A 21,711-nucleotide genomic window follows, 5' to 3' on the forward strand; every position below is an offset into this window, starting at 1 on the left:
GCGACGGCGGCGGGCCCCCGCGCGACATCAGTCATACATCGCCGCCGACGGCGAGTCGTTCACCCGGCGCGCGACGATGTCGGCGATCTCGTCGACCGCCTGCGCGACCGCGATGCCGTTGCGCTGCGAGCCGTCGCGGTAGCGGAAGGAGACCGCGCCGGCCTCGGCGTCGGTGCCGCCGGCGATCAGCATGAACGGCGTCTTCTGCCGCTGCGCGGTGCGGATCTTCTTCTGCATGCGGTCGTCGGACTCGTCGAGCTCGAAGCGGATTCCGCGGGCCGCGAGCCGCTCCCCCACGTCGCGCAGATAGCCGACCTGCTCGTCGGTGACCGGGATGCCGACGGCCTGCACCGGCGACAGCCAAGCAGGGAACGCGCCGGCGTAATGCTCGGTCAGCACGCCGACGAACCGCTCGATCGAGCCGAACTTCGCCGAGTGGATCATCACCGGCTGCTGGCGCGACCCGTCGGCCGCCTGATACTCCAGGCCGAAGCGCGCGGGCTGGTTGAAGTCCAGCTGCACGGTCGACATCTGCCAGGTGCGGCCGATCGCGTCACGGGCCTGGACGGAGATCTTCGGCCCGTAGAAGGCCGCGCCGCCGGGATCGGGGACCAGTTCGAGCCCGGAAGCCACCGCGGTGTCCTCGAGCACCGCGGTCGCGTTCGCCCAGTCCTCGTCCGTCCCGATGAACTTGTCCGACGCGGGATCGCGGGTGGACAGCTCGAGGTAGAAGTCGTCGAGGCCGAAGTCGCGCAGCAGGCCGAGGACGAAGTTCAGCAGCTTCCGGATCTCGGCCGGCGCCTGCTCGGCGGTGCAGTAGCTGTGCGAGTCGTCCATGGTCAGGCCGCGCACCCGGGTCAGCCCGTGCACGACGCCGGACAGCTCGTAGCGATACACCGAGCCGAACTCGAACAGCCGCAGCGGCAGCTCGCGATACGAGCGCCCCCGCGACCGGTAGACCAGGTTGTGCATCGGGCAGTTCATGGCCTTGAGGTAGACGTCGCCGGCGTCGGTGGCCATCGGCGGGAACATCGTGTCCGCGTAGTACGGCAGGTGCCCCGACGTCTCGAACAGCCCGCCCTTCGAGATGTGCGGGGTGTTGACGAAGGAGAAGCCCTCGTCGATGTGCCGCTGCCGGACGTAACCCTCGAGTTCGCGGCGCAGGATTCCGCCCTTCGGGTGAAACACGGCCAGGCCGGACCCGAGCTCGTCCGGGAAGGAGAACAGGTCGAGCTCGGCGCCGAGCTTGCGGTGGTCGCGCTTGGCCGCTTCTTCCAGGCGATGCAGGTGGTCTTTGAGGTCGTCGCGGGTGGCCCAGGCGGTGCCGTAGATGCGCTGCAGCTGCGGATTCTTTTCGCTGCCGCGCCAGTAGGCGGCCGCGCTGCGCATCAGCTTGACCGCCGGAATGCGCCGCGTGGTCGGCAGGTGCGGGCCGCGGCATAGATCGGTCCACACGCGCTCGCCGGTTTTGGCGTCGAGGTTGTCGTACATGGTCAGCCCGCCGGCGCCGACCTCGGTCGCCTCCTCCGCGGACACGGTCTCGGCCGCCGCCACCCCGTCGGACGCGGCCGACTTCAGGCCGATCAGCTCCAGCTTGAACCGCTCGTGGGCCAGCTCGCGCCGCGCGTCGTCGTCGGAGATCGGCCGGCGGGCGAACCGCTGGCCGGCCTTGATGATCTCGCCCATCCGCTTCTCGATCGCCGCGAGGTCTTCGGGGGTGAACGGCCGCTCGGGCAGGAAGTCGTAGTAGAAGCCGTCTTCGATCGGCGGGCCGATGCCCAGCAGGGTGCCGGGGAACAGGTCCTGCACCGCCTGCGCCATCGCGTGCGCCGCCGAGTGCCGCAGCACCGCGAGGCCGTCCGGCGACTGCGCGGCGACGGGCTCGACATCGGCGTCGGCCTGCGGGGCCCAGTCGAGATCGCGGAGGGTCCCGTCTGCGTCGCGCACGACGACCGCGCCGGCCGGGCCGGTGAGCTCGACATTCGCCGCGCGCAGCGCCTCGGCCGCGGTCGTCCCGGCGGCGACCCGCACGGTCGGCTTGGACGGGAACGCGGCTGCGCTGGCGGACAACGAAACTCCTTCGCCACGGGTCGGAACGGACCGGGAAAGCCCCGCCGTGGATGCTAGTGCGGTGCCGTTCCCGCTCCGACCGCATATCGCGGCGGCGACCCTCGCGGCGGCGGCGATGCTGACGGCTGCGTGCACCACGTCGACCACCTCGTCGATCGCCACGTCGACGTCCGCGCAGAACTCGCCGACCACGGCGAACACGTCCACGACGGGGTCCTTGGCGCGGCCGTCCGGTTCCGCCTCCGTCGGCGCATCCACGTCGTCGGCCGCGCCGACGCGCCTGGCCGAGCCGGCCGGCCAGTTCACGATGTCCTTCGCCGGCGACGTCCACTTCTCCGGCCGGGTCCGCGCCCGGCTCGACGCCGACCCGGCCGCCGTGTTCGGCTCAGCTGCGCCCGGCCTCGCCCGCGCCGATCTCACGATGGTCAACCTGGAAACCGCCATCACGACGGGCGGCGACCAGCAGAGCAAGGAGTTCACCTTCCGCGCGCCGCCGAAGGCGTTGCTCGCTTTGCGTGACGCCGGGATCGACGTGGCGACGATGGCGAACAACCACGGCGCCGACTACGGCGCGAGCGGGCTGCGCGACTCGCTCGCCGCGATCGCGAAGTACCGCTTCCCGGTCGTGGGCATCGGCAAGGACGCCGCGGCCGCCTTCGCGCCCTACCGCACGACCCTCAACGGCGTGCGGGTCGCGATCTTCGCCGCCGACCAGGTGCAGGACGAGACCACGCTGCGGCTGTTCAGCGCCGGCGCCGACTCGCCCGGCGTCGCGAACGCCTACTCGCCGAAGCTGATCACCGCGGTGCGCACGGCGAAGGCGGCCGGCGACGTGGTGGTCGTCTACGTGCATTGGGGCGTCGAATACCACACGTGCCCGTCGGCCGATCAGACCCGGCTGGCCGGCGAGCTGGCCGACGCGGGCGCCAGCGCGGTGGTCGGCGCCCACGCGCACGTGCTGCAGGGCGCCGGGTGGCGCGCCGACGGCACGTACGTCGAATACGGCCTCGGCAACTACCTGTGGTGGATGAGCTTCGGCAACGACCAGGACGACAACGGCGTGCTCACGCTGACGTTCCGGCAGGGCAAGGTCGTCGCGAACCACTTCGCGCCGTCGCATCTCGACGATCGCGGCGTGCCGGTGCCCGCCACCGGGCCTGCGAAGCGGCGGATCGCCGCCGAGTGGAACGCTGACCGCGGCTGCGCCGACCTCGCAGCCAATCCGCCGGGGTGACTCGCGACGACGGGTGACTCGCAACGACAGTGAGGTGAGCTGGTGAACCTGTTCGAGTACGAGGGAGTCGCGCCGAACATCGCCGAGGACGCGTTCATCGCGCCGACGGCGACGCTGATCGGCGACGTGACCGTCGAGTCCGGCGCGTCCATCTGGTACGGCGCGACACTGCGCGGCGACGACGGGCCGATCATCGTCCGGGCCCGGGCCAATGTGCAGGACGGCACGGTCATCCACACCACGCCGACGGTGACGACCGAGATCGGGCCCGGCGCGACCATCGCGCACCAGTGCATGATCCACGGCGCGGTGGTCGAGGAGGAGGCGCTGGTCGGCAACGGCTGCGTCGTGCTCGACGGCGCGCGAATCGGCGCGAAGTCGCTGATCGCCGCGATGTCCCTCGTGCCGGTGGGCATGCAGGTGCCGCCAGGCATGCTCGTGGCCGGCATCCCGGCGACCGTGAAGCGTGAGCTGGCCGGCACGCCGGCCGAGTTCTGGGTCAAGCTGAACCCGACGTACTACCCCGAGCTGGCGAAGCGGCACATCGCCAGCATCAAGCGGGTCGAGCGCTGACCGCCCGAGCCCGCCGCGTGCTCAGCTCATCGCCGGCGTGGCCATCGACAAGGGCTCCGGCTCGTCGAGGGAGATGACCGAGGCGCGGCTGACGAAGTTGCGGGCCTCGGCAGCGGGCAGCGGCTTCGCCCATAGGTGCCCCTGCCCGAAAGTGCACTCGGCGCGGCTGAGCCAGCGGGCCTGCCGCGGGTGCTCGACGCCTTCTGCGACCGTGACGAGGTTCATCGACCTGCTCATCGCGATGATGGCGTGAGTGAGCGCGGCGTCTCCCGAGTTGTCCGCGACCCGGTCGACGAACGCCTTGTCGATCTTGAGGATGTCGAGCGGCAGGTTGCGCAGGTAGGCCAGCGAGCTGTAGCCCGTGCCGAAGTCGTCCACGGCGACCCGCACCCCACGGGCGCGCAGTGCCGCGAGGCGGTCGCTGATCAGCTCGACACCTTCGAGCAGGACGCTCTCGGTGATCTCCAGCGTCAGCTGCCGTGCCGGCAGAGCGGTCTCGCCGAGCACGGCGAACACCTCGTCGACGAAGTCCGCACGGCCCAGTTGCGCCGCGGTCACGTTGACGGCCATGCCGATCGGCCGACCCGCGGCGGCGGTCAGGTCGACCGCCGCGCGGCAGGCTCGGCGCAGCATCGCGGCGCCCAGCGCGTGGATCAACCCGGTCTGCTCGGCCATCGGGATGAAGTCCGCCGGCGAGACGGGGCCGCGCGCCGGGTGCGGCCACCGCGCGAGCGCTTCGAAGCTGACCACCCGACCGGTCCGCAGGTCGACGACCGGCTGGAAGTGGGCGTCGATCTCGTCGTTGCGAACGGCGTTCTGCAGATCCGAGCGCAGCGCGAGCCGGTCGAGGGCCTCCAGGTGCAGGGCGCTGTCATAAACCGCGACGGCGCCCTTGCCGCGGCTCTTCGCGAGGTACATCGCGGCGTCCGCGTTGCGCAGCACCTCGTCGGCGCCGAGTTCGCCCCTCGCGCCGTCGGCGACGCCGATGCTGCACCGCACACTGAGCCCGTGCTCCGCGTCGTCCTCGACCGCGATCGGCTCAGCAAGGCTTTCGAGGATGCGCTGCGCCGTCGCCAAAGCCTCCGTCATCCCGGTGTCCTCGAGCAGCACCGCGAACTCGTCGCCGCCGAGCCGTGCCGCGGTGTCGCCGACGCGCACCACCGCGTCGATCCGGCGGGCGACCTCACGCAGCACCAGATCGCCCACGCCATGGCCCAGGCTGTCGTTCACGATTTTGAACTCGTCGAGGTCGCAGTAAAGGACGACGAGCGAGCGAGCCGTGCCGACCCGGCCAGCTAGGGCGTGCTCAAGCCGGTCCGCGAACAGCTGGCGATTCGCCAGCCCGGTGAGCGGATCGTGAAACGCCTGATGGGTTAGCTCGGTCTCCAACCGCACCCGCGCGGTGATGTCACGGACGGTGACCACCAGGCCGTTGACCGCCGGGTCGCCCACCAGGTTGGTCACCGTGCCCTCGACGTTCAGCACCCGGCCGTCGGCGTGGCGCATCCGAACAGTGACCACCTCGTCGCGGCTGGGCGCGACCGCCGTGAGCGCGCGGGTGAGCAGCGGCATGTCCTCGTCGACGACCAGTGACGTGCACGACGCGCCGACGAGGCTTTCCGGCGCGCGGCCGAGCACCGAGTGCAACGACGTCGTGGCGAACTCGACCGTGCTGTCGAGATCGCAAACGAGCATCACGTCCGAGGCGTTGCGCACCAGCGCCGCCAATCGCTGCTCGCCGAGGGCCAGCGACCGCTGCTCGGTGACGGCGTGCTCGAGCGCCTTGTGCCGCCGGACCAGTCGCCGGAACCAGACCATCCACCCAGCCGAGGCGATCAGCAGCAGCACCACGTACACGACGTCGGCCTGCCGGTCGATCCCGGCGACGCGGACGGCGTACGCGCGCTCCAGACCGTCGGCCGTTCGCTGCAGCTCCGCGGTCGCCCGCCGGCGGTCGGTCGGCAAGACAGCGCGGACCCGGGCGACGGCGGAGACGGCGCCGGCAGGCACGTCGGCGGCCCGAAGCCGCGAGATGTCCGCGGTGAGCGCGCGCTCGAGGTCCGTGGTCGTGGCGCCGTCCGCGGCCCGCGCCGTGCCGACTAGGGCGGCGGCCGCGACGAGGCGATGGCGGTCGGGCGTCGCCCGGTTGTAGACGAAATGGAGCAGCGCGAACTCGAGGCAGACGACCAGCACGGGGCCGAGCACAGCGACCACGCCGCGACGGCGGGCGCCGGCGACGTGCTCAGGCGGCGCAGAGACAGCAGGAGGCTCAGGGGCGCCGGGCGGCACGTCCTTGGCAGGCGGCGAACCGGCATCGAGCGGGGCACGGCTTCGGTGCAATGCTGACTCCTCAGAGCAATCCCCGCCTTACGGTAAATTAACATACTCGGTGGTGGACGTTGTGTCATGTCCGTGCTCATCCACTAGGTCGACGCCGCCGTCTCGCTGTCGGCGTTCGTCGAGATCGCGCTGCGGGTCGCCGTTGCGGCGCCGCCTGCGGCGACGTCGGGCAGCGCAGCGCGGGCGCGACGGACCAGCCGCACCCGGCGGGAGCGACCGAGCTGTCCTTCGAGACGGACGGCCCGGCCGGAGGAGCACCCGGTCGGTGGTGGCAGCACCACAGCCAACGTCCGCGGATCTGCACTAGCGTCTTCGGTCATGACGAGCACCGCTGCGCCCGGCTGGTACGCCGACCCCTTCGGCCGGCACGAGGCGCGCTATTACGACGGCGCCAATTGGACCGAACACGTCTCCTCGCACGGCCGGCAGAGCGTCGACCCGCCCGGCGGCGGCAACGTCCCCACCGTCCAACGCTCGCCCGAGAAGGTCCAGCGCGACGTCGAGCGGGCCGGCAAAGCCGGCGTGGCAGGTTGGCAGGGCGGCGGTTCGCTGTTCAGCGAGTCCGTGCTGGTCGTCAACCAGAAGGCGAAGCTGATCGAGGTCAGCAACGAGTACGCGATCTATGATCAGAACGCGCGCCAGCTGGGGGCCGTGCGCGAGGTCGGCCAGAGCAACCTGAAGAAGGCGGTCCGGCTGCTCAGCAGCTACGACCAGTACCTCACGCACAAGCTGCAGCTCGTCGACATGCAGGGCGTCCCGCAGCTGACGCTGACCCGCCCGGCCAAGGTGATGAAGTCGCGGATCATCGTGCAAGACGCGGCCGGCGCGGAGATCGGCCAGATCATCCAGCAGAACGTATTCGGCAAGATCCGCTTCGCGATCGAGTCTGGCGGCTACACCATCGGCTCGATCAACGGCGAGAACTGGCGCGCCTGGAACTTCTCGATCCGCGATCACACCGACGTCGAGGTCGCCCGGATCACCAAGACGTGGGAGGGCCTCGCGAAGACGATGTTCACCACTGCGGACAACTACGTCGTGCAGATCCACACGCAGCTGCAGGCGCCGTTGCTGCCGATGGTTGTGGCCGCCGCAGTCAGCATCGACACCGCGCTGAAACAAGACTCGCGCGGTTTCGGCTGAGCCGCCGTAGACCACGACGCCCTCGATAGGGTTGCACCCGAAAACGCCCGGCCTCGAGAGCTTGGAGATCCGGCTGTGCAGCTCGAGCATTCGTTCACCCTGCCGGTCGGCGTCGACGAGGCGTGGCGGCTGCTGCGCGACCCGAAGGTCGTCGGCGCCTGTGCGCCCGGCGCGACGATCGAGTCCGCCGACGCCGACGGCGTGCTCGGCTCACTGAAGGTCAAGCTCGGGCCGTTGAACCTGACCTACCGCGGGAGCGCCGCGCTCGTCGAGCAGAACGCGGCCGACCGGCGCCTCGTCGGACGCGCCGACGGCGTCGACGCCCGCGGCAGCGGCACGGCCACCACCGTGGTCACCGCCACGCTGCACGACGACGGCGAGCAGACCAGAGTTCAGGTCGAGACCGAATTGGACTTCACCGGCAAACCGGCGTCCTTCAGCAGATCGGTCATGGTGGACGTCGGCGACCGGTTGATCGCCCAGTTCGCGGCCAACCTCGCGGCGACGCTCCGCGGCGACCCGCCACTGGCGAACAAGGCGGCGAAGAAAGCGGTCAAGAAACCCGCGAAGAAGGCCGGCGGCAAGGCCACAGCCAAGAAGGTGGCGCCCGCCGAGCTGCCCGTCCCCGAGCAGCCGGCCCCGGCCGAGCAACCCGCGCCGGCCGATCAGCTGACCGCCGAGCCGGCCGATCAGCTGACCGCCCAGCCATCCGAGCAGCCGGCCGTCGAGCCGGCAATGTCGGTGTCGGCGCGGGCGACCACGCCCGGCACCCCCGCCTTCGCCACGCCGGGCACGTTGATCGCGCCCACGACCCCGGACGAGGAGCCCTCGATGAACGGCCACTCCACCCCGATTCCGCCGGCGGCGACGTCCGCCCGCAGCCGCGCCGACCTGCTCCAGGCGGCGCGTCCCTACGTCGCGAAGGGCCTCGGACCGGCCGCGGTCGGCCTGGTCATCGTGCTCGCCGTCGCTCGCCGGCGGCGGTCCGGTCGGGCCTGAGCCCGTCCGCGCTTCGCTCAGCCACGCGACGACGTCACAGCGCTCAGCTCCGCGGCGAACCAGCGCACGATCTCCTCGCCGGCCGCGGCCCACCGCGCCGTGGTGACGTCGACGTGCGGCGCGCGCCAGCCCGAGGCGACCAGCTCGCCGTGCTGCGCGACCACGCCGCGATCTGCGTGTTCGAGCAGGTCGGCGTCGAGCAGCGAGTCGCCCGCAGCGAGCACCCGGTCCGCGCCGACCCGGCGGGCGACCTCGGTGACCGCCGCGCTCTTGGTCAGCGTGCGCGGGACCCAGTAGAGCTTGCGGCCCTGCAGCGACAACTGCCACCCGAACGCCGTCGCGGCGGCGGCCGCTTCGGCCAGCACCTCCGCCGGGAGGCCGCCGTCCAGCACGGCGTAACAGAACATCTCGCAGGCGTCGCGCAGCCGCGCGCCCGGATCGGCTCGGCACACCCGCTCGGCGTGCGCGCGGACCGCCGCCAACGGCGCGACCTCGGTCAGCCGGGCGGCGACTGTCGCGTCCCACGCTGCGTCGCGGCGCCCGGCCACCAGCAGCACACCGCCATTGGCGGCGATCACGTGGCGCGGCGGCCGGCCGGGCAGGGTGATCCGCTGCCATTGCTCCGGCGTCCGGGTGGTCACCGGCACGACGGTTGCCGCGGCGGTGAGTCGGGCGTAGACGGCTGCCGCGCGCGCTGTCATCCACGACACGTCGGCGTCGCGGCGCCGCTCGACCGGCACGAGGTTAGGCGCGTGGCCGGCGGCTGACAGCGAGTAGATGAGCGTCCGGTCGAGGTCGGTGGCGACGAGCGCGCTCATCGTGCCGCCACCGTGCCGTCAGCGCCGCTCGCCCCGCGGGTGAACCGCGGATGGATCAGCCCGACGCAGCTGTACGCCAGGCCGGGCTGCTCGTGCACCGGCACGCCGCGCCGTTCGGCGAGCAGCAGCACGTGCGCGAGGTCCTGTTCAGCGCCCGGCCGGATCAGCACCGCCCACGGCACCCGGCGCAGCAGCACCCGCGTCGTCTCGCCGACGCCCGGCTTGACCAGCGTGACGTCGCCGATGCCGTGCCGCTCGCTGAGCTGCTCGACGTCGCGCCAGCCCGCCCAGGTCGGACGCCGGTCCGAACGACGCACCGCCGGCCACGACTGCTCCACCGACGGCCGGACGTCGGCGAAGCGAGCCACGACCGCCTCGATGAAGCGCGCCGACTCGTCTACTCCGGACAACGCGCGGTAAAACTTCGCGCCGTCGAACTGGTCGGCGCGCAGCAACTGCGAGTTGCGCACGGTCCGCGACACCAGGCCGGAGACGGTGGAGTTGAGGCACGCGGACGGGATCAAGAAGTCCGCGCGGGTGCCGAACGTCGACACGCACGAGCCCGGGTCGGCGAGCACCGCGAGGTCGGCACGGAAGGTTGTGCCCAATTGGTTGTTCGCAATGTTTATCGCCGCCGCCAGCTCGCGGGCGATCGCGCCCTTGCCAGTCCACCCGTCGACGAACACGACGTCCGCCGAGTCGTGCCGGTCGGCGAGCCAGCGCAACGCGAGCGTGTCGATCCCGCGGCCGCGCACGATGCTCAGGGTCAGGTGCGGCAGGTCGACGCCGTGCGCGTAGGCGGCCCAGCGCCGCATCAGCACCCCGACCGGCGTGCCGGCCCGGGCTAGTGACGCGAGCACCGGCGCAGGTCCGCGCTCGGCCAGTACGAGCTCGGTCACCACACCGACGGCGTGCGCGACGCGGGCCGCCGAATCCGCCAGCGCCCGCCGGAACAGCGCCTGGTATTCGGCGTCCGGCTGATACTCGATCGGCAGGCTCTCCGCGTAATGCGCGCCGCCGGACTGGATGGCCTCCTCCCGCTCCTCGGTCGGTGCCTCCAGCTCGGCCTCGGACAGGTCGGTGAGCAACCAGCCGACGTCCTCGGCCGGGTAGCTGCCGAAGGCCGGGCCGCGCAGCGCCGTCGGAAGCGGCCGCCAGGTGGGCAGCGGCACGACGTGCACGCGCTGGGCGTGCGGGCGCAACGCGGCGAGCAGCCCGCTGGTGAGCGTAGGGGTGTCCGCGTCGGCGTCGACGACGACGATCACGTCGCTGCGCGCGCCGGCGACGTTGTAGGCGTGTCGCTCGCCCTGCTCGTCGGCACCGGGGTCGCTGCTCGGGAACCGGATCCCGCTGCGGATCGGGTAGCCCGGCTCGTCGATCACCGCGACCGGCGAGCGCGTGGTTGACGACACCCGCACGGTCGGCCCGAGGTCGGCCAGCGCGGTGGCGATCAGCAGCGGCGCGTAAATCAGCTCCTCGGTGCCGAGCACCAGCACGTCCGTTCCGGCGAGCTTCGGCAGCAGGTCGGCGGCCACCATGGCGGCCGCGTGTCGGGCCGCTCGCACGTCGCGCGGTCGGAAGCCGTGCCGGCCGCTCTCGCGTGTGGTCGCCGGCCAACGGACCGGATGCCGCACCACCTCACCTGCGAGTTCGCCGTCGGGCGACGCCGTCTCGACCCGATCGGCGACGACGGCCGCCGCCCTCGACGCGAAGCCGTTCGGCAGCCGGAGCTCGCCGGCGGCCAGGGCGACGACGTCGACCCGCACGCCGAGCTCGGCGGCCGCGCCGTCGAGGCGGGCGCGGTCGGCGGCAGACCGCACATCGACGAGCGCGGCGACGACGTAGCGCGACCGCGGCCGCCGCGCGTGCAGCGCGGCGATGGTGTTCAGCGCCGTCCGGCCGGTGGACAGCTCGTCGTCGACCAGCACCAGCACGTCGCCTTGGTCGAGGAACGCCGGGCTGGCCGGCAGCAGCCGATGGCTCGTCGCGTGGCTGTGCTCCTCTTCGAAGCCGCCGGCCGCCGCGACCCCCGCGACCGCGCGGCGGGTCGAGTGCAGGTAGGGCGCGTCCATGGCCTCGGCGACGCAATGTCCCAGACCGGTGGCGGTCTCGGCGAAGCCGAGCACGAGCGCGTCGCGGCCGTCGAGCGCGTCGACCACGCGGGTGCCGCCGTCGAGCGCGTCGACCACGCGGGCGCCGAGCTCGAGCCCGGTTGCGCGCACCACGCGTGGATCGACCGGGACATGCTTGCCGAGCACGGTCGACACCAGCAGGTGGGCGCGGCGCGGATTGCGGCGCAGGCCGAGCCCGACGAGCTCGCTCAGCCTGCGGTCGCCGGTCAGCTGCGCCCCAAGCCGATCGGCCACCCATCGGCCGGACCAGACGGCCGCCGGCGCGTCGTCCGCCCGGCAGGTTGCGGTTGCCGGACGCGTCACGCGTGCAGCCCGCAGCCGAGCAGGTCGACGAACGAGACGTCTTCGCGGGCGACGCCGAACGCGCGCGCCCGCATGAGCGTGCGCCGGGCCCAGGCCGAATGCGGCTTGCTCTCGTTCATCTTGTTGCCGAAGCTTGACGCCGCCGCGCCGCCGCGGCCGCCGGTGTCGAGGATGTCGGTGGCGTCGGCGTATTCCTCTTGGGTGACCACCGACAGCGCGTGCACCGCGGCGACGTGGGTGGGATGGATGACGGTCTTGCCGGTGAGGCCGTTGGCGCGGTCCAGCGTCACCTCGCGGATCAGCCCGTCGAGGTCGGCGGCGATGAGCTTGGTCCGCAGCGAGCGCTCCTCGTGCGTGTTGAACGGCGATTCGCGCAGCTGCGGCTTGAACAGGCGCTCGGTGGCGGAGAAGTACTCCCACACCGGGCCGGTCACGACGTAGGCGCCGGTCTCGACCCGGCTGAACACGTTGACCACCGCGCAGAGCACGTCGGCGACGACCCGAAGATCCCACACGGTGAAGTCGCGCGCGCGGCGCAGCCCGTAGGCGGCGGACAGATCGGTGGCGCCGACCCGGACGGCGGGGATGTAGTCGCGGTACTTGTCCAGCAGTCGGCGCGTGGACGTCAACGCCTCGATCCGGGACTCGACGTGGCTCAGCTGCGCGGATTCGAGCACCGGCATGACGAGCAGCCGCCGGTCGAGCGCGGTGCTCGCCCGGACGACGGCCTCCAGGTAGGCGCGGCCGTTCTCGCTGCGGAACTTGGGGACGACGAAGCCGGTCAGCACCCGGGCGTGCTTGCCCAGCGCGCGCACGATCATCGGGATCTGCTCGACGGTTCGGACCCGCACGAAGACCATCGGCAGGTCGCCGCCGGATTCGCCGAGCGCGCGCAACGCGGCGACCGCGTTCGCCTCGGCCGCAGCCAGATCGGCGTCGGCGATCGAGTCCTCGAGGCAGACCACGACGCTGACCACGCCGGCCGCGGCGCGCCGCCGGATGTCGTCGGCGAGGTGCGGGCGGGTGGCTGGTGTGTAGAGCGTCGCCCCGAGCGCGACACCGAGCTGATCGGGATCGTCGTCGACGCAGAACTCCTGCGGCGCGCAGGAGAAGAGCCGATCGCGATCCCGGTCGTCCAGGAAGCCGAAGTGGCGCATGCGGCATCGTGACATGCAGAGGTGTCGAAATTGTGGTCATCCGATGTACATCGCCTACGAGTCCGGCGATGTTCACCTGCCCTTCGCCCAGCGGTGGTCCACGATGGGTGGATGGCCACTCTCGCCAAAGGCGCGAACATCCCCATCCTCAGCGGCGCCGTGCGGGCCACGCTCGCCTGGTCGGGCGGCGCCGGCGTGCCGGACGTGGACGCCTCGGCGCTGCTGCTGCGGGATTCCGGACGGGTCGCCTCCGACGCCGACTTCGTGTTCTACAACCAGCCTGAGCACCCGGGCGGCGCGGTGCGCCATACCGGCAAGCACGGTACGGCGGACGGTCTCGAGGTCGACCTGGCGCGGCTGTCGGGCGAGGTGGACCGGGTGCTGCTCGCGGCCTCCGCGGACGGCGGCGCCTTCGGCGCGGTGCCCGGGCTGCGGCTCGTGGTCGCCGACGCCGGATCCGGAACGGAGCTCGCCACGTTCGAGATCGAGGCGGCGCAGGAGACCGCGATGGTGTGCGGGGAGCTGTACCGCCGGGGCGGACAGTGGAAGTTCCGCGCTGTCGGGCAGGGATACGCTAGCGGGCTGGCCGGCCTGGCGAGGGACTTCGGCATCTCGGTCGGCGAACAACCCGCCCCGCCTCCCCCGGCGGGCGCGATTCCACCGCCTCCACCGGCGGGCGCGATTCCGCCGCCTCCACCGGCGGGCGCGATTCCGCCGCCTCCACCGGCGGGCGCGATTTCGCCGCCTCCCCCGCCGGGCACGATCCCGCCGCCGCTGCCGGGTTCGGCGCCCGCGGGACCACCGATCCAAGACGCAGCCACGCTCGACGCCGGCCGGGTGAACCTCGTGAAGGGCGCCCGGGTGAGCTTGGTGAAACGCGGCGCGCCGCCCCTCGCCCGAGTGACGATGGGGCTCGGCTGGGATCCGGCACGGCGCGGGCGCAACGTCGACCTCGACGCGTCGGTGATCGCCTACGACGGCGGTGGCCGCCGACTCGAGCTCGTCTGGTTCACCCACCTGACCGCATTCGGCGGCGCGCTACAGCACGGCGGCGACAACCTGACCGGCAAGGGCGACGGGGACGACGAGCAGATCCACGTCAACTTGCAGCGCCTCCCGACCGAAGTTGTGGCGCTCGTCTTCACGATCACCTCCTTCCGCGGGCAGAAGTTCACCGAGGTCGTGAACGCCTTCTGCCGGCTCGTCGAGGCGGATACCGGCGCGGAACTCGTCCGATATCAGCTGTCCGACGCGCAGCCGGCCACCGGCGTGATCATGGCGATGCTGCGCCGGATGCCCGACGGTTCCTGGCAGATGCGGGCGATCGGCGAGTTCCAGAACGCGAAGACCGGCAAACAACTGGTCGAACCAGCCGCCCGTTACGTCGGCCAACCTTGATGTTCGGCGACAAGCGTTCGCATTCACAAGTCCTCGGGACACTGCGCGACGTGCGATGGCTCGATGCGACCGATCGCGGTCTCGCTCAGATGGACCGACGCGGCATCGGCGGGGGTGTCCCGGGGGGGTCACGCTCAACGGTGGCAAAATACGAGGTCAACGACAGATTCGAGCTCTGACGCGGCGTCTCTCGGGACCGCAATCCCGAGTCGTCCGACAATGATCCGTCTAGCCCACCGGCTGGCGGTCGTCGCGCCAGGTGATCCGGTCGTAGCCGTAGGCACGGGCGGCGTCGCGGACGTCGCCAGCGATCGTCTCCATCTCCGCGCGCAGCACGAGGCAACCGTCGACGTTGTAGAGCGATGCCAGCACCGCGATGCGGCCGGGATAGAGCGGCTCGAGCGGCAACTCCATCCGCCCGCCGGCCGCCGTGGTGACGACCAGCGTGCCGCTCCAGCGAAGCTCCGCGCGGGATTCGGAAAACGCGTAGACCGCCATCCGCTCGAGGTCGCGGACCTGTCGCAGATCGACCCGGACGTGCTCGTACTCGTCCCGCCCGGCGACGATCACCGGCCGCCGCGACGACGGGGCGAACCGGTTGCCCCCGGCCAGCTGGACGGTCGAGGTCGGCCCGGACCGCAGCTGATACGCCGCGCCGAGACGGAGATCGCCGACCTCGGCCGAGCACGCCGCCTCGAACTCGAGCTGGCCGACGCCTGACTGCACGCGGGTGAGCAGCACCGCCGGGTCGGCGACGCCGAGCAGCACCTGCTGACCGGCACGGACCCGTTGCCCGCGGGGCTCGCGCGCGGCGGGGCGACGCGCGGCGGTGGCAGGCGCCGACGCGGCAGCGGCCGGCGTCGGCGGCCCGGGATCAAGATCCAGCGCGCTGCTCCCGGCAACCGGCGGCGGAGTCGCGGGCGCCGCTGGGGCGGCGGGCGCGTCCAGGTCGAGCGAACCGGTCGCCGGCAGTCGCACGGCAACCGGTGCCGGCGCCGGCGCCGGCGCGGCCGTCCGGTGGCGATTCGGGCGGTCGAAGGAGATGCGTCCGCTCGCGGCCGACGGCGCCGGCGCAACGGCTGGCGCCGACGCGCGCGGTCGTGACCGGTGACGCAGGAACGGCAGGTCCGGTCGAGCTGGCGCGGTGGCCGGATCGCCGATCACAGCGGCACGCCGTAGTCGGCCGCGACGGCGTTGACGCCGCGCGCGTACCCCTGCCCGAGCACCTTGAACTTCCAGCCGCCGTCGTGCCGATAGACCTCGCCGAGCGCGACCGCCGTCTCGGCATCGAAAGACCGCGCGAGATCCTCGGAGCGCACGAGCTCGGCGTTGCCGTCCCGGTTGAGCACCCGCAGCACGCACGAGCGCAGCTGGCCCAGTGTCCGCCGCTGCGCCGGCCCCTCGTTCACGTAGAGCACGGCGACGATCCGCTCCACGCCGGGCGGCACCGTCGCGAGGTCGATCTCGATCTGCTCGGCGTCCGGGCCGAGCGCCTCGTCCCGCTCGCGAACCGACTCCTCCGGCGTGGCGAGCTGGTTGAAGAAGACGAAGTCGCGGTCGTCGCGCGCGCGGCCGTCCGGCCCGCAGAGGATGGCGGCGAAGACGAGGTTGTCGGCGAGCGCGCGCTCGGCGCCCGCGGTCCAGCTCATTCCGAGCACGAGGCCGGTGAGCCCCGGGATCTCCCGGGTGAGCGACACATTCGCGCCGCGCCGCATCTCAGCCATCTCGACGACAACTTTAGCCAGCCCACTGGGGAACGTCGCCGCCGCAACCGCCGCGCTGGTTGCCTTCCCACCCGAGGTGGTCGAATTCGCCAGATCAACTTCGACCGCGGGGTGTGGGAAGAAGCGGCGGACGAGGTGGAGGGATGTGTGGGAGACCGCTCAGAGGTCGAGGTCGGAGCGGGTGTACTTCGTGCGCAGGAAGTTGCCCTGCGTGAACAGCGCGTCGACGTCGTGCGCCTGCGTGGCGTCGAGCAGGTCCTCGGCGGCCCCGACAAGGGAATCGAGCTGCTCGCGCAGCGCTGCGAGTGGCGTGCGCCCGGACGGCCCGACCCGTTCGGTGAGATCGGGGTCCAGGCTGAGATAGGCGCGCAGCGTCGTCGGCAGGTAGTCCGCGACGATGCCGTTGATCTGCACCACCGCGTAGACGTCGAGGTCGTGGTCGGCGGAGGTGGCGATCACCTCGCGCACCGTGTCGGTGACCTCGCGCGCGGCGACGACGGCCGCTACGGGCAGTTTGCCGGCGTTGCGGTTAATGAACTGCACGAGCTCCCACAACCGCCGGCGTAACGCCTCCGGGTTGTCCTCCGGGTCGGGCTGGTCGGGTTGCGGCGGCGGAGCGTCTGAGTTGCGACGGAAGAAACTCACCATCGCCGGCGGCTTCTTTCGAGGTCACCGTGAGAACGCGCAGCGTTCTGTGCGAAGCATTCTCGTGGGGTGAAGATCACGACCCGGGCAGCTGGTTCGGCAGCTGGTTCGGCGATGCCGACGGCAGTTCCGCGCTCTGCCCCTCGCCGCGCCGGGTGCGCTCGAGATAGGGCTTGGCCCGCTCGATCTGGCTCTCGAGGGCGGTGACGGTCTGCGCCATCGAGTCCACGGCCTGGCTGCGGAAGGTGTCGATCGCGTCCATCGTCTGGAAGACGTTGTCGAAGGCCACCTGCAGCTTCTGGATGTCGACCGTCGAGCTGGCCGCCTGCTGGTTGATCTCCGCGCCCTGGATGCGCAGCTGGTTCGACGTCGATTCGATCAGGTTGGACGTCGTCGTGTTCAGCGCGCTGATCTGGTCGAGGACGAGCTTCTGCCGGGCCAGCGCCTGCGACACGATCACCGCGGTGCGCAGCGCGGAGATCGTCGTGGTCTGGGCGCGGTCGACGCCCTTGATCAGTTCCAGGTTGTTCTTGCGCACGAGGTCGAGGGCCATGTAGCCCTGCACCGACACGGCCATCTGGGTCATGATGTCCTGCCGTCGCTGCCGGATCGCGAACAGCGCGTCCGACTTCAGCGTGCTCGCAGCCTCGGTGTTGCCGGCCGCCTCGAGTTCGGCGATCTTCTGTGTGACGGCGTCGTCCAGCGCGCCGGCGAGCTGGTTGTACTCGCTCAGCTTGCCCATCGTCGTCCACATGTTGGCCTTCTCGGTCTCGATCGACGCGTTGTCCTTGCGAAGATCGTCCTGCCCGGACTCCAACGACTTGATGATCGCGTTCAGGTGCGTCTGCGCCGACTCGTACTTGGCGAAGTACCGCTGGATCCGGTCCCCGCCGGGCAGCCACTTGAGCACCTTCTTCGCGCCGGTGAGGTCGGCGCGGTTCGGGTCCAGGTCGGTGACAGTCGTGCGGAGGTCTACGAGGGTGCTCGCGACGCGGGTCTGCGCGTCGCCCCCGCCGCCGCCCTTGCCGGCCTTCATGGCGGCTGCCGGCCGGTCGAGCATGCGGTTGGACACCGACGCCGAGGCGCGCAGGTCCTTGTCGCCCATCGACGTGATCGACGTGACCCGCTGGGTGAACTCCGGCGAGCGGACGTCCATCGCGGCGAGCTCGTTGGCGAACGCCACCGCGCGCTGCTGGAGCTCGGTCTTCTTCTCCGCCGGCACCGGGATCGCGCCGGCGGCCTGCTCTTCCGCCACGGCCGGCACCGGCTTTGGCGGGTCGAGCACGAGGCCGCCGGCCGGCGGGGCGACGGCGGGCGCGGCCGCCGCGGCCGGCGTGCTGGTTGATCCCAGGTCCAGTTCGGACATCGGTTGCTCCCGAGAAGTGATCGTGTGGTGGTCAGGGCCGCCGTAGGCGGGTCGAGTGAGGAAATGCTGCCATCTTGATCACAGGCTCTGTGCGATCACCGGCAGCAGGTCTCGAAACGTGCGGCCGGTCGCGGGGGTGCCCAGCGCGGTCATCGACCAGCCGGCGCCGTCGCGGGACACCTTCGCCATCAGCATCGCGTTGTGCGTCCCCGATCCGCTGAGGTCGAAGCGGGCGATCTCGGCCTCGGTGGTCTCGTCGACGAGCCGGCAGAACGCGTTCTCGATCTGCGAGAAATCCTGGCCGGTGAAGGAGTTGACGGTGAAGACGAGGCTTGCGACCGACGCCGGCACGCCGGCCAGCTCGACGCGGATCGACTCGTCGTCGCCCTCGCCATCCCCGGTCAGGTTGTCGCCGGTGTGCTGCACCGAGCCGTCGCGCGAGGTCAGCTGCTGGAACCACACCTGGTCGACCAACTGCCCGTATTGGTCGAACAGCAGGGCCGACGCGTCCAGATCGATGGTCTGCGCGCGCATCCGGCCGAACAGGCCCTTCTTCGCCGCGGCGTCCCAGCCGAGCCCCATCCGCACCCGGCTCAGCGTGCCGCCTTCCTTGCGCAGCGAGACGGTCTGGCCCTTGCTCAGGTTGACGCTCACTTGCGGCCCCGGGTCCAGTTCATGCCCCAGCCGTAGGCCTCGTCGAGCGCGCGCTGGGCGCCGTCGAGGTAGTTGACCTCGCGGCGCACGACGATCTCGCCGTTGTCGTTCGCCAGCTGGGCGATCGCGCAGATCCGGGCGCCGTTGCGCGGCTCGTCGAGCCGGATCTCCACCGGCGGCGCGTTCGTCGCGAACACCGTGGCGACGCCGTTCGCGTCGGCCCAGTTGGCCGCACCCTCGTAGATCAAGGCGAACACGAGGACGCGGCGAAAACGGCCCGGCTCGGAAAAATCGATCGTCAGGTTCTCGCCTGCCGTGTTCGTGCCGGACCGGTCGTCGCCGTCGAGGGTGATGAGGTTTCGGCCGCTGCCGTCGGCGGCGCGGAAGCTGTTGCCCAGCGCCTGGACGACGCCCTTGCTGCCGTCGGCGAACTCGTACAGGCAGCCGAGATCGAGATCGAGCGCGACGTTCTTCTTGAACAGCCCGCGGGCCGGCGGGCGGGCGTCCCAGTTCAGGTTGACCCGCACGACGCCGGACGAGCCCGCGTGCTTGGTCAGCGACACCGAGGGCGCGGCCTTGGTCAACGTCACCTTCGACAGCGACACGTTCGGCTGCGACACGTTTGGCTGCGACGCGGCGGCCGGCGCCGGCCGCTTGGTGTAGTCGATGGGCATGGCGTTCTCCTCAGACGGCGGCGGCCGTGCGGCCACCCTCGATGGTCGCCGCAGCGTCGTCGTCGCCTCCGCCGCGTCGGTTGCGGACGATGGACGACACGAGCGCGGCGCCGATGAACGCGACGCCGACCAGGCCGGTGACGACCTCGGGCACCTCGTACTCGATCGTGATCAGCAGGATGATCGCCAGCGCGCCGATCGCCCACAGGGCGCCGTGCTCGAGGTACTCGTACTCACTCAGCGTGCCCTTGCGGACCAGGAACACGGTGAGCGAGCGGATGAACATCGCGCCGACGCCGAGGCCGATCGCGATGATGATCGGGTCGGAGGTGATGGCGAAGGCGCCGATCACACCGTCGAAGCTGAACGAGGCGTCGAGCACCTCGAGGTAGAGGAACAGGAAGAACGCCGCGCGCCCGACGACGTGCTGGCGGGTCTTGCGTTTGGCCGCCGCTTCAGCCTGCGCCTCGGCGACGGCATCGGGATCGGCCTCATCGGAGCCGGCATCGTCACCGCCCTCGTCGAAGAACTCGCCCAGCCCGTTCACCAGCAGGTAGGTGGCGAGGCCTAGCACGCCGGCCACCAGGATCGTCGAGGTGCGGTCGCGCTGGGAGGTGTCCGCGCTCTCGCCGAGGGTGTAGGCCGACACGGCCAGCACCGCCAGCGCGATCACGACCGACAGCTGGTCCAGCTTGCCGATCCGGGCGAGCGGGCGCTCGATCCAACTCAGCCAGGTCAGCTCCCGCTCCTCGAACACGAAGTCGAGGAACAACATCAGCAGGAACATGCCGCCGAACGCGGCGATCGCCGGGTGCGCCTGGTGCAACAGGTAGCCGTAGGTGCCGGCCTTGTCCGGGTCGCCCTTCTCGAGCGCCAACCGCACCGCATCGATCGGCGAGCGCTTCGCGCTGATGCTCACGATCGCGAGCGGGAAGACCAGCCGCATGCCGAAGACGGCGATGGCGACGCCGAGGGTCAGGAAGAGCTTCTGCCAGAACGGGCTCATCCGCACCAGCACGGTCGCGTTGACGACCGCGTTGTCGAAGCTCAACGACACCTCGAGCACAGCGAGGATCGCCGTCAGCGCCAGCCCGGTCCCGCCGCCGTAGATCCAGCCGAGGACGAGGCCGACGATCGCGATGACGATCGACGCGCCGAAGGTGCGCAGAAACACTCGCAGGCCTTCCGGCTCAGCCGACGTTGACGCCGTAGTCCTGCGCGATGCCGCGCAGGCCGGTGCTGTATCCCTGGCCGACCGCGCGGAACTTCCAGTCCGCGCCGTTGCGGTACAACTCGCCGAAGACCATCGCGGTCTCCGTCGAGGCGTCCTCCGACAGGTCGTAGCGGGTGATCTCGCGCGAGTCGGCCTGGTTGACCACCCGGATGAAGGCGTTGCGCACCTGGCCGAAGGACTGCTGGCGCGCCTCGGCGTCGTAGATCGAGACGGTGACGACGATCTTGTCGGCCTCGCCGGGCACGCCGGCCAGGTTGACCTTGATGACCTCGTCGTCGCCCTCGCCGGAGCCGGTGAGGTTGTCGCCCATGTGCTCGACCGAGCCGTCCGGGCTGGTCAGGTTGTTGAAGAAGATGAAGTGCTGGTCGGACAGGATCTTGCCGTCGGCGCCGACGATCAACGCCGAGGCGTCGAGGTCGAAGTCGGCCCCGGTGGTCGTGCGCGCGTCCCAGCCGAGGCCGACGAGCACCGCCTGCAGGCCGGGCGCCTCCTTCGACAGTGAGACGTTGCCGCCCTTGCTCAGGCTGACACTCATTGCGATTTCCTCTCTGCCCCAGATGGGGCTGCCCCGATAGGGGCTGTCGTGTTGTCAACGTCCGTCGGACGTGCCCGGTTCCACGATCGCACCCCGCGCAGGCGACCGGCTGCGTTCAAGGAGTGATACGCCCTCAGGCGTTGACGCCGAAGTCGCGGGCGATGCCGGCGAGGCCAGCGCTGTACCCCTGGCCGATCGCCCGGAACTTCCACTCGGGGCCGTTGCGGTACAACTCGCCGAACACCATCGCGGTCTCCGTCGAGGCGTCCTCGGACAGGTCGTAGCGCGCCAACTCGGCGTTGTCGGCCTGATTGACCACCCGGATGAACGCGTTGCGCACCTGGCCGAAGGTCTGCCCGGACGTCTCCGACTCATAGATCGACACCGGGAAGACGACCTTCGCCGCCTCTGCCGGCAGGCCGACCAGGTTGACCTTCACCTGCTCGTCGTCGCCCTCGCCCTCGCCGGTGAGGTTGTCGCCGGTGTGCTGGACGGCGCCGTCGGGCGAGGTGGTGTTGTTGTAGAAGATGAAGTGCTTGTCCGACAGCACCTTGCTCTCGGCGTCGCAGACCAGCGCGCTGGCGTCGAGGTCGAAGGCCCGTCCGTCGGTTGTCCGCGCGTCCCAGCCGAGGCCGACGACCACGGCGGTCAGGCCAGGGGCCTGCTTCGTGAGCGACACGTTGCCGCCCTTGCTCAGACTGACGGTCATCGA

Annotated in this window: 20 protein-coding genes; 5 read left to right on the plus strand and 15 right to left on the minus strand. The window is 71.1% G+C overall.

The annotated features are described in order from the left end of the window. Positions 1-27: 27 nt before the first annotated feature. Positions 28-2,070: a threonine--tRNA ligase gene (gene thrS, locus ACFFBG_RS10615; RefSeq protein ID WP_375478409.1), complete on the minus strand. Its 2,043-nt coding sequence runs from the start codon at positions 2,068-2,070 to the stop codon at positions 28-30. Between the two features lie 61 nt (positions 2,071-2,131). On the opposite strand from thrS, the gene ACFFBG_RS10620 reads away from it, so the two are divergent. Both ACFFBG_RS10620 and ACFFBG_RS10625 read left to right on the plus strand, forming a co-directional pair. Next, complete coding sequence (locus ACFFBG_RS10620) at positions 2,132-3,304, plus strand: CapA family protein (RefSeq protein WP_375478411.1); 1,173 nt, start codon at positions 2,132-2,134, stop codon at positions 3,302-3,304. Positions 3,305-3,346: 42 nt separating this feature from the next. Further along, a complete protein-coding gene (locus ACFFBG_RS10625; RefSeq protein ID WP_375478413.1) occupies positions 3,347-3,877 on the plus strand; it encodes a gamma carbonic anhydrase family protein in 531 nt (176 codons plus the stop codon). Positions 3,878-3,898: 21 nt separating this feature from the next. On the opposite strand, the gene ACFFBG_RS10630 is transcribed toward ACFFBG_RS10625, so the two are convergent. Beyond that, complete coding sequence (locus ACFFBG_RS10630; protein WP_375478415.1) at positions 3,899-6,217, minus strand: putative bifunctional diguanylate cyclase/phosphodiesterase; 2,319 nt, start codon at positions 6,215-6,217, stop codon at positions 3,899-3,901. Positions 6,218-6,300: 83 nt separating this feature from the next. Further along, positions 6,301-6,537 carry a hypothetical protein gene (locus ACFFBG_RS10635; protein ID WP_375478417.1) on the minus strand — a complete coding sequence of 79 codons (237 nt, stop codon included), beginning with the start codon at positions 6,535-6,537 and terminating at the stop codon, positions 6,301-6,303. Between ACFFBG_RS10635 and ACFFBG_RS10640 the strand changes: the two genes are divergently transcribed. Together ACFFBG_RS10640 and ACFFBG_RS10645 are read left to right on the plus strand one after the other, a co-directional pair. Further along, a complete protein-coding gene (locus tag ACFFBG_RS10640) occupies positions 6,536-7,360 on the plus strand; it encodes a phospholipid scramblase-related protein (RefSeq protein ID WP_375478419.1) in 825 nt (274 codons plus the stop codon). The two genes, ACFFBG_RS10635 and ACFFBG_RS10640, sit on opposite strands and share 2 nt — an antisense overlap. Before the next feature lie 75 nt (positions 7,361-7,435). Then, the gene (locus tag ACFFBG_RS10645) at positions 7,436-8,359 is read left to right on the plus strand and encodes an SRPBCC family protein (protein WP_375478421.1); all 924 of its coding nucleotides are present in this window, start codon (positions 7,436-7,438) and stop codon (positions 8,357-8,359) included. Between the two features lie 17 nt (positions 8,360-8,376). Here the strand turns inward: ACFFBG_RS10645 and ACFFBG_RS10650 are convergent, their stop codons facing one another. Genes ACFFBG_RS10650 through ACFFBG_RS10660 form a run of 3 tightly spaced genes read right to left on the minus strand, consistent with a single transcriptional unit; the run spans position 8,377 to position 12,769 of the window. Beyond that, entirely contained in the window at positions 8,377-9,177 is an 801-nt protein-coding gene (locus ACFFBG_RS10650) for an HAD family hydrolase (protein WP_375478423.1), read from the minus strand. Next, positions 9,174-11,612 (minus strand): phosphoribosyltransferase, encoded by a 2,439-nt coding sequence (locus ACFFBG_RS10655; RefSeq protein WP_375478425.1) that lies wholly within the window; start codon positions 11,610-11,612, stop codon positions 9,174-9,176. The genes ACFFBG_RS10650 and ACFFBG_RS10655 overlap by 4 nt, the downstream gene beginning before the upstream one ends. After that, on the minus strand, positions 11,609-12,769 hold the full coding sequence (locus ACFFBG_RS10660; protein ID WP_375478427.1) for an HpcH/HpaI aldolase/citrate lyase family protein: 1,161 nt from the start codon (positions 12,767-12,769) through the stop codon (positions 11,609-11,611). Before ACFFBG_RS10660 ends, ACFFBG_RS10655 begins: the two co-directional genes overlap by 4 nt. A 111-nt stretch (positions 12,770-12,880) precedes the next feature. On the opposite strand from ACFFBG_RS10660, the gene ACFFBG_RS10665 reads away from it, so the two are divergent. Continuing rightward, positions 12,881-14,167: a TerD family protein gene (locus tag ACFFBG_RS10665; RefSeq protein ID WP_375478429.1), complete on the plus strand. Its 1,287-nt coding sequence runs from the start codon at positions 12,881-12,883 to the stop codon at positions 14,165-14,167. Between the two features lie 228 nt (positions 14,168-14,395). Here ACFFBG_RS10665 and ACFFBG_RS10670 read toward each other — a convergent pair whose 3' ends face one another. From ACFFBG_RS10670 to ACFFBG_RS10710, 9 genes are all read right to left on the minus strand, one after another. Beyond that, positions 14,396-15,145 (minus strand): hypothetical protein, encoded by a 750-nt coding sequence (locus ACFFBG_RS10670; RefSeq protein WP_375478431.1) that lies wholly within the window; start codon positions 15,143-15,145, stop codon positions 14,396-14,398. 182 nt (positions 15,146-15,327) lie between these two features. Continuing rightward, the gene (locus tag ACFFBG_RS10675) at positions 15,328-15,891 is read right to left on the minus strand and encodes a TerD family protein (RefSeq protein WP_375478433.1); all 564 of its coding nucleotides are present in this window, start codon (positions 15,889-15,891) and stop codon (positions 15,328-15,330) included. A gap of 159 nt (positions 15,892-16,050) precedes the next feature. After that, complete coding sequence (locus tag ACFFBG_RS10680; RefSeq protein ID WP_375478434.1) at positions 16,051-16,539, minus strand: hypothetical protein; 489 nt, start codon at positions 16,537-16,539, stop codon at positions 16,051-16,053. Between the two features lie 73 nt (positions 16,540-16,612). Then, positions 16,613-17,902: a toxic anion resistance protein gene (locus tag ACFFBG_RS10685; protein WP_375478436.1), complete on the minus strand. Its 1,290-nt coding sequence runs from the start codon at positions 17,900-17,902 to the stop codon at positions 16,613-16,615. 78 nt (positions 17,903-17,980) lie between these two features. Then, entirely contained in the window at positions 17,981-18,556 is a 576-nt protein-coding gene (locus ACFFBG_RS10690) for a TerD family protein (protein ID WP_375478438.1), read from the minus strand. Beyond that, positions 18,553-19,230 (minus strand): tellurium resistance protein, encoded by a 678-nt coding sequence (locus ACFFBG_RS10695; RefSeq protein WP_375478440.1) that lies wholly within the window; start codon positions 19,228-19,230, stop codon positions 18,553-18,555. Before ACFFBG_RS10695 ends, ACFFBG_RS10690 begins: the two co-directional genes overlap by 4 nt. A 10-nt stretch (positions 19,231-19,240) precedes the next feature. After that, positions 19,241-20,404: a DUF475 domain-containing protein gene (locus ACFFBG_RS10700; RefSeq protein ID WP_375478442.1), complete on the minus strand. Its 1,164-nt coding sequence runs from the start codon at positions 20,402-20,404 to the stop codon at positions 19,241-19,243. 16 nt (positions 20,405-20,420) lie between these two features. Then, the gene (locus tag ACFFBG_RS10705; protein WP_375478443.1) at positions 20,421-20,999 is read right to left on the minus strand and encodes a TerD family protein; all 579 of its coding nucleotides are present in this window, start codon (positions 20,997-20,999) and stop codon (positions 20,421-20,423) included. Positions 21,000-21,132: 133 nt separating this feature from the next. Then, complete coding sequence (locus tag ACFFBG_RS10710) at positions 21,133-21,708, minus strand: TerD family protein (protein WP_375478445.1); 576 nt, start codon at positions 21,706-21,708, stop codon at positions 21,133-21,135. Positions 21,709-21,711 lie beyond the last annotated feature (3 nt).

It is taken from the genome of uncultured Jatrophihabitans sp. (assembly GCF_964251945.1).
Classification (GTDB): domain Bacteria; phylum Actinomycetota; class Actinomycetes; order Mycobacteriales; family Jatrophihabitantaceae; genus Jatrophihabitans.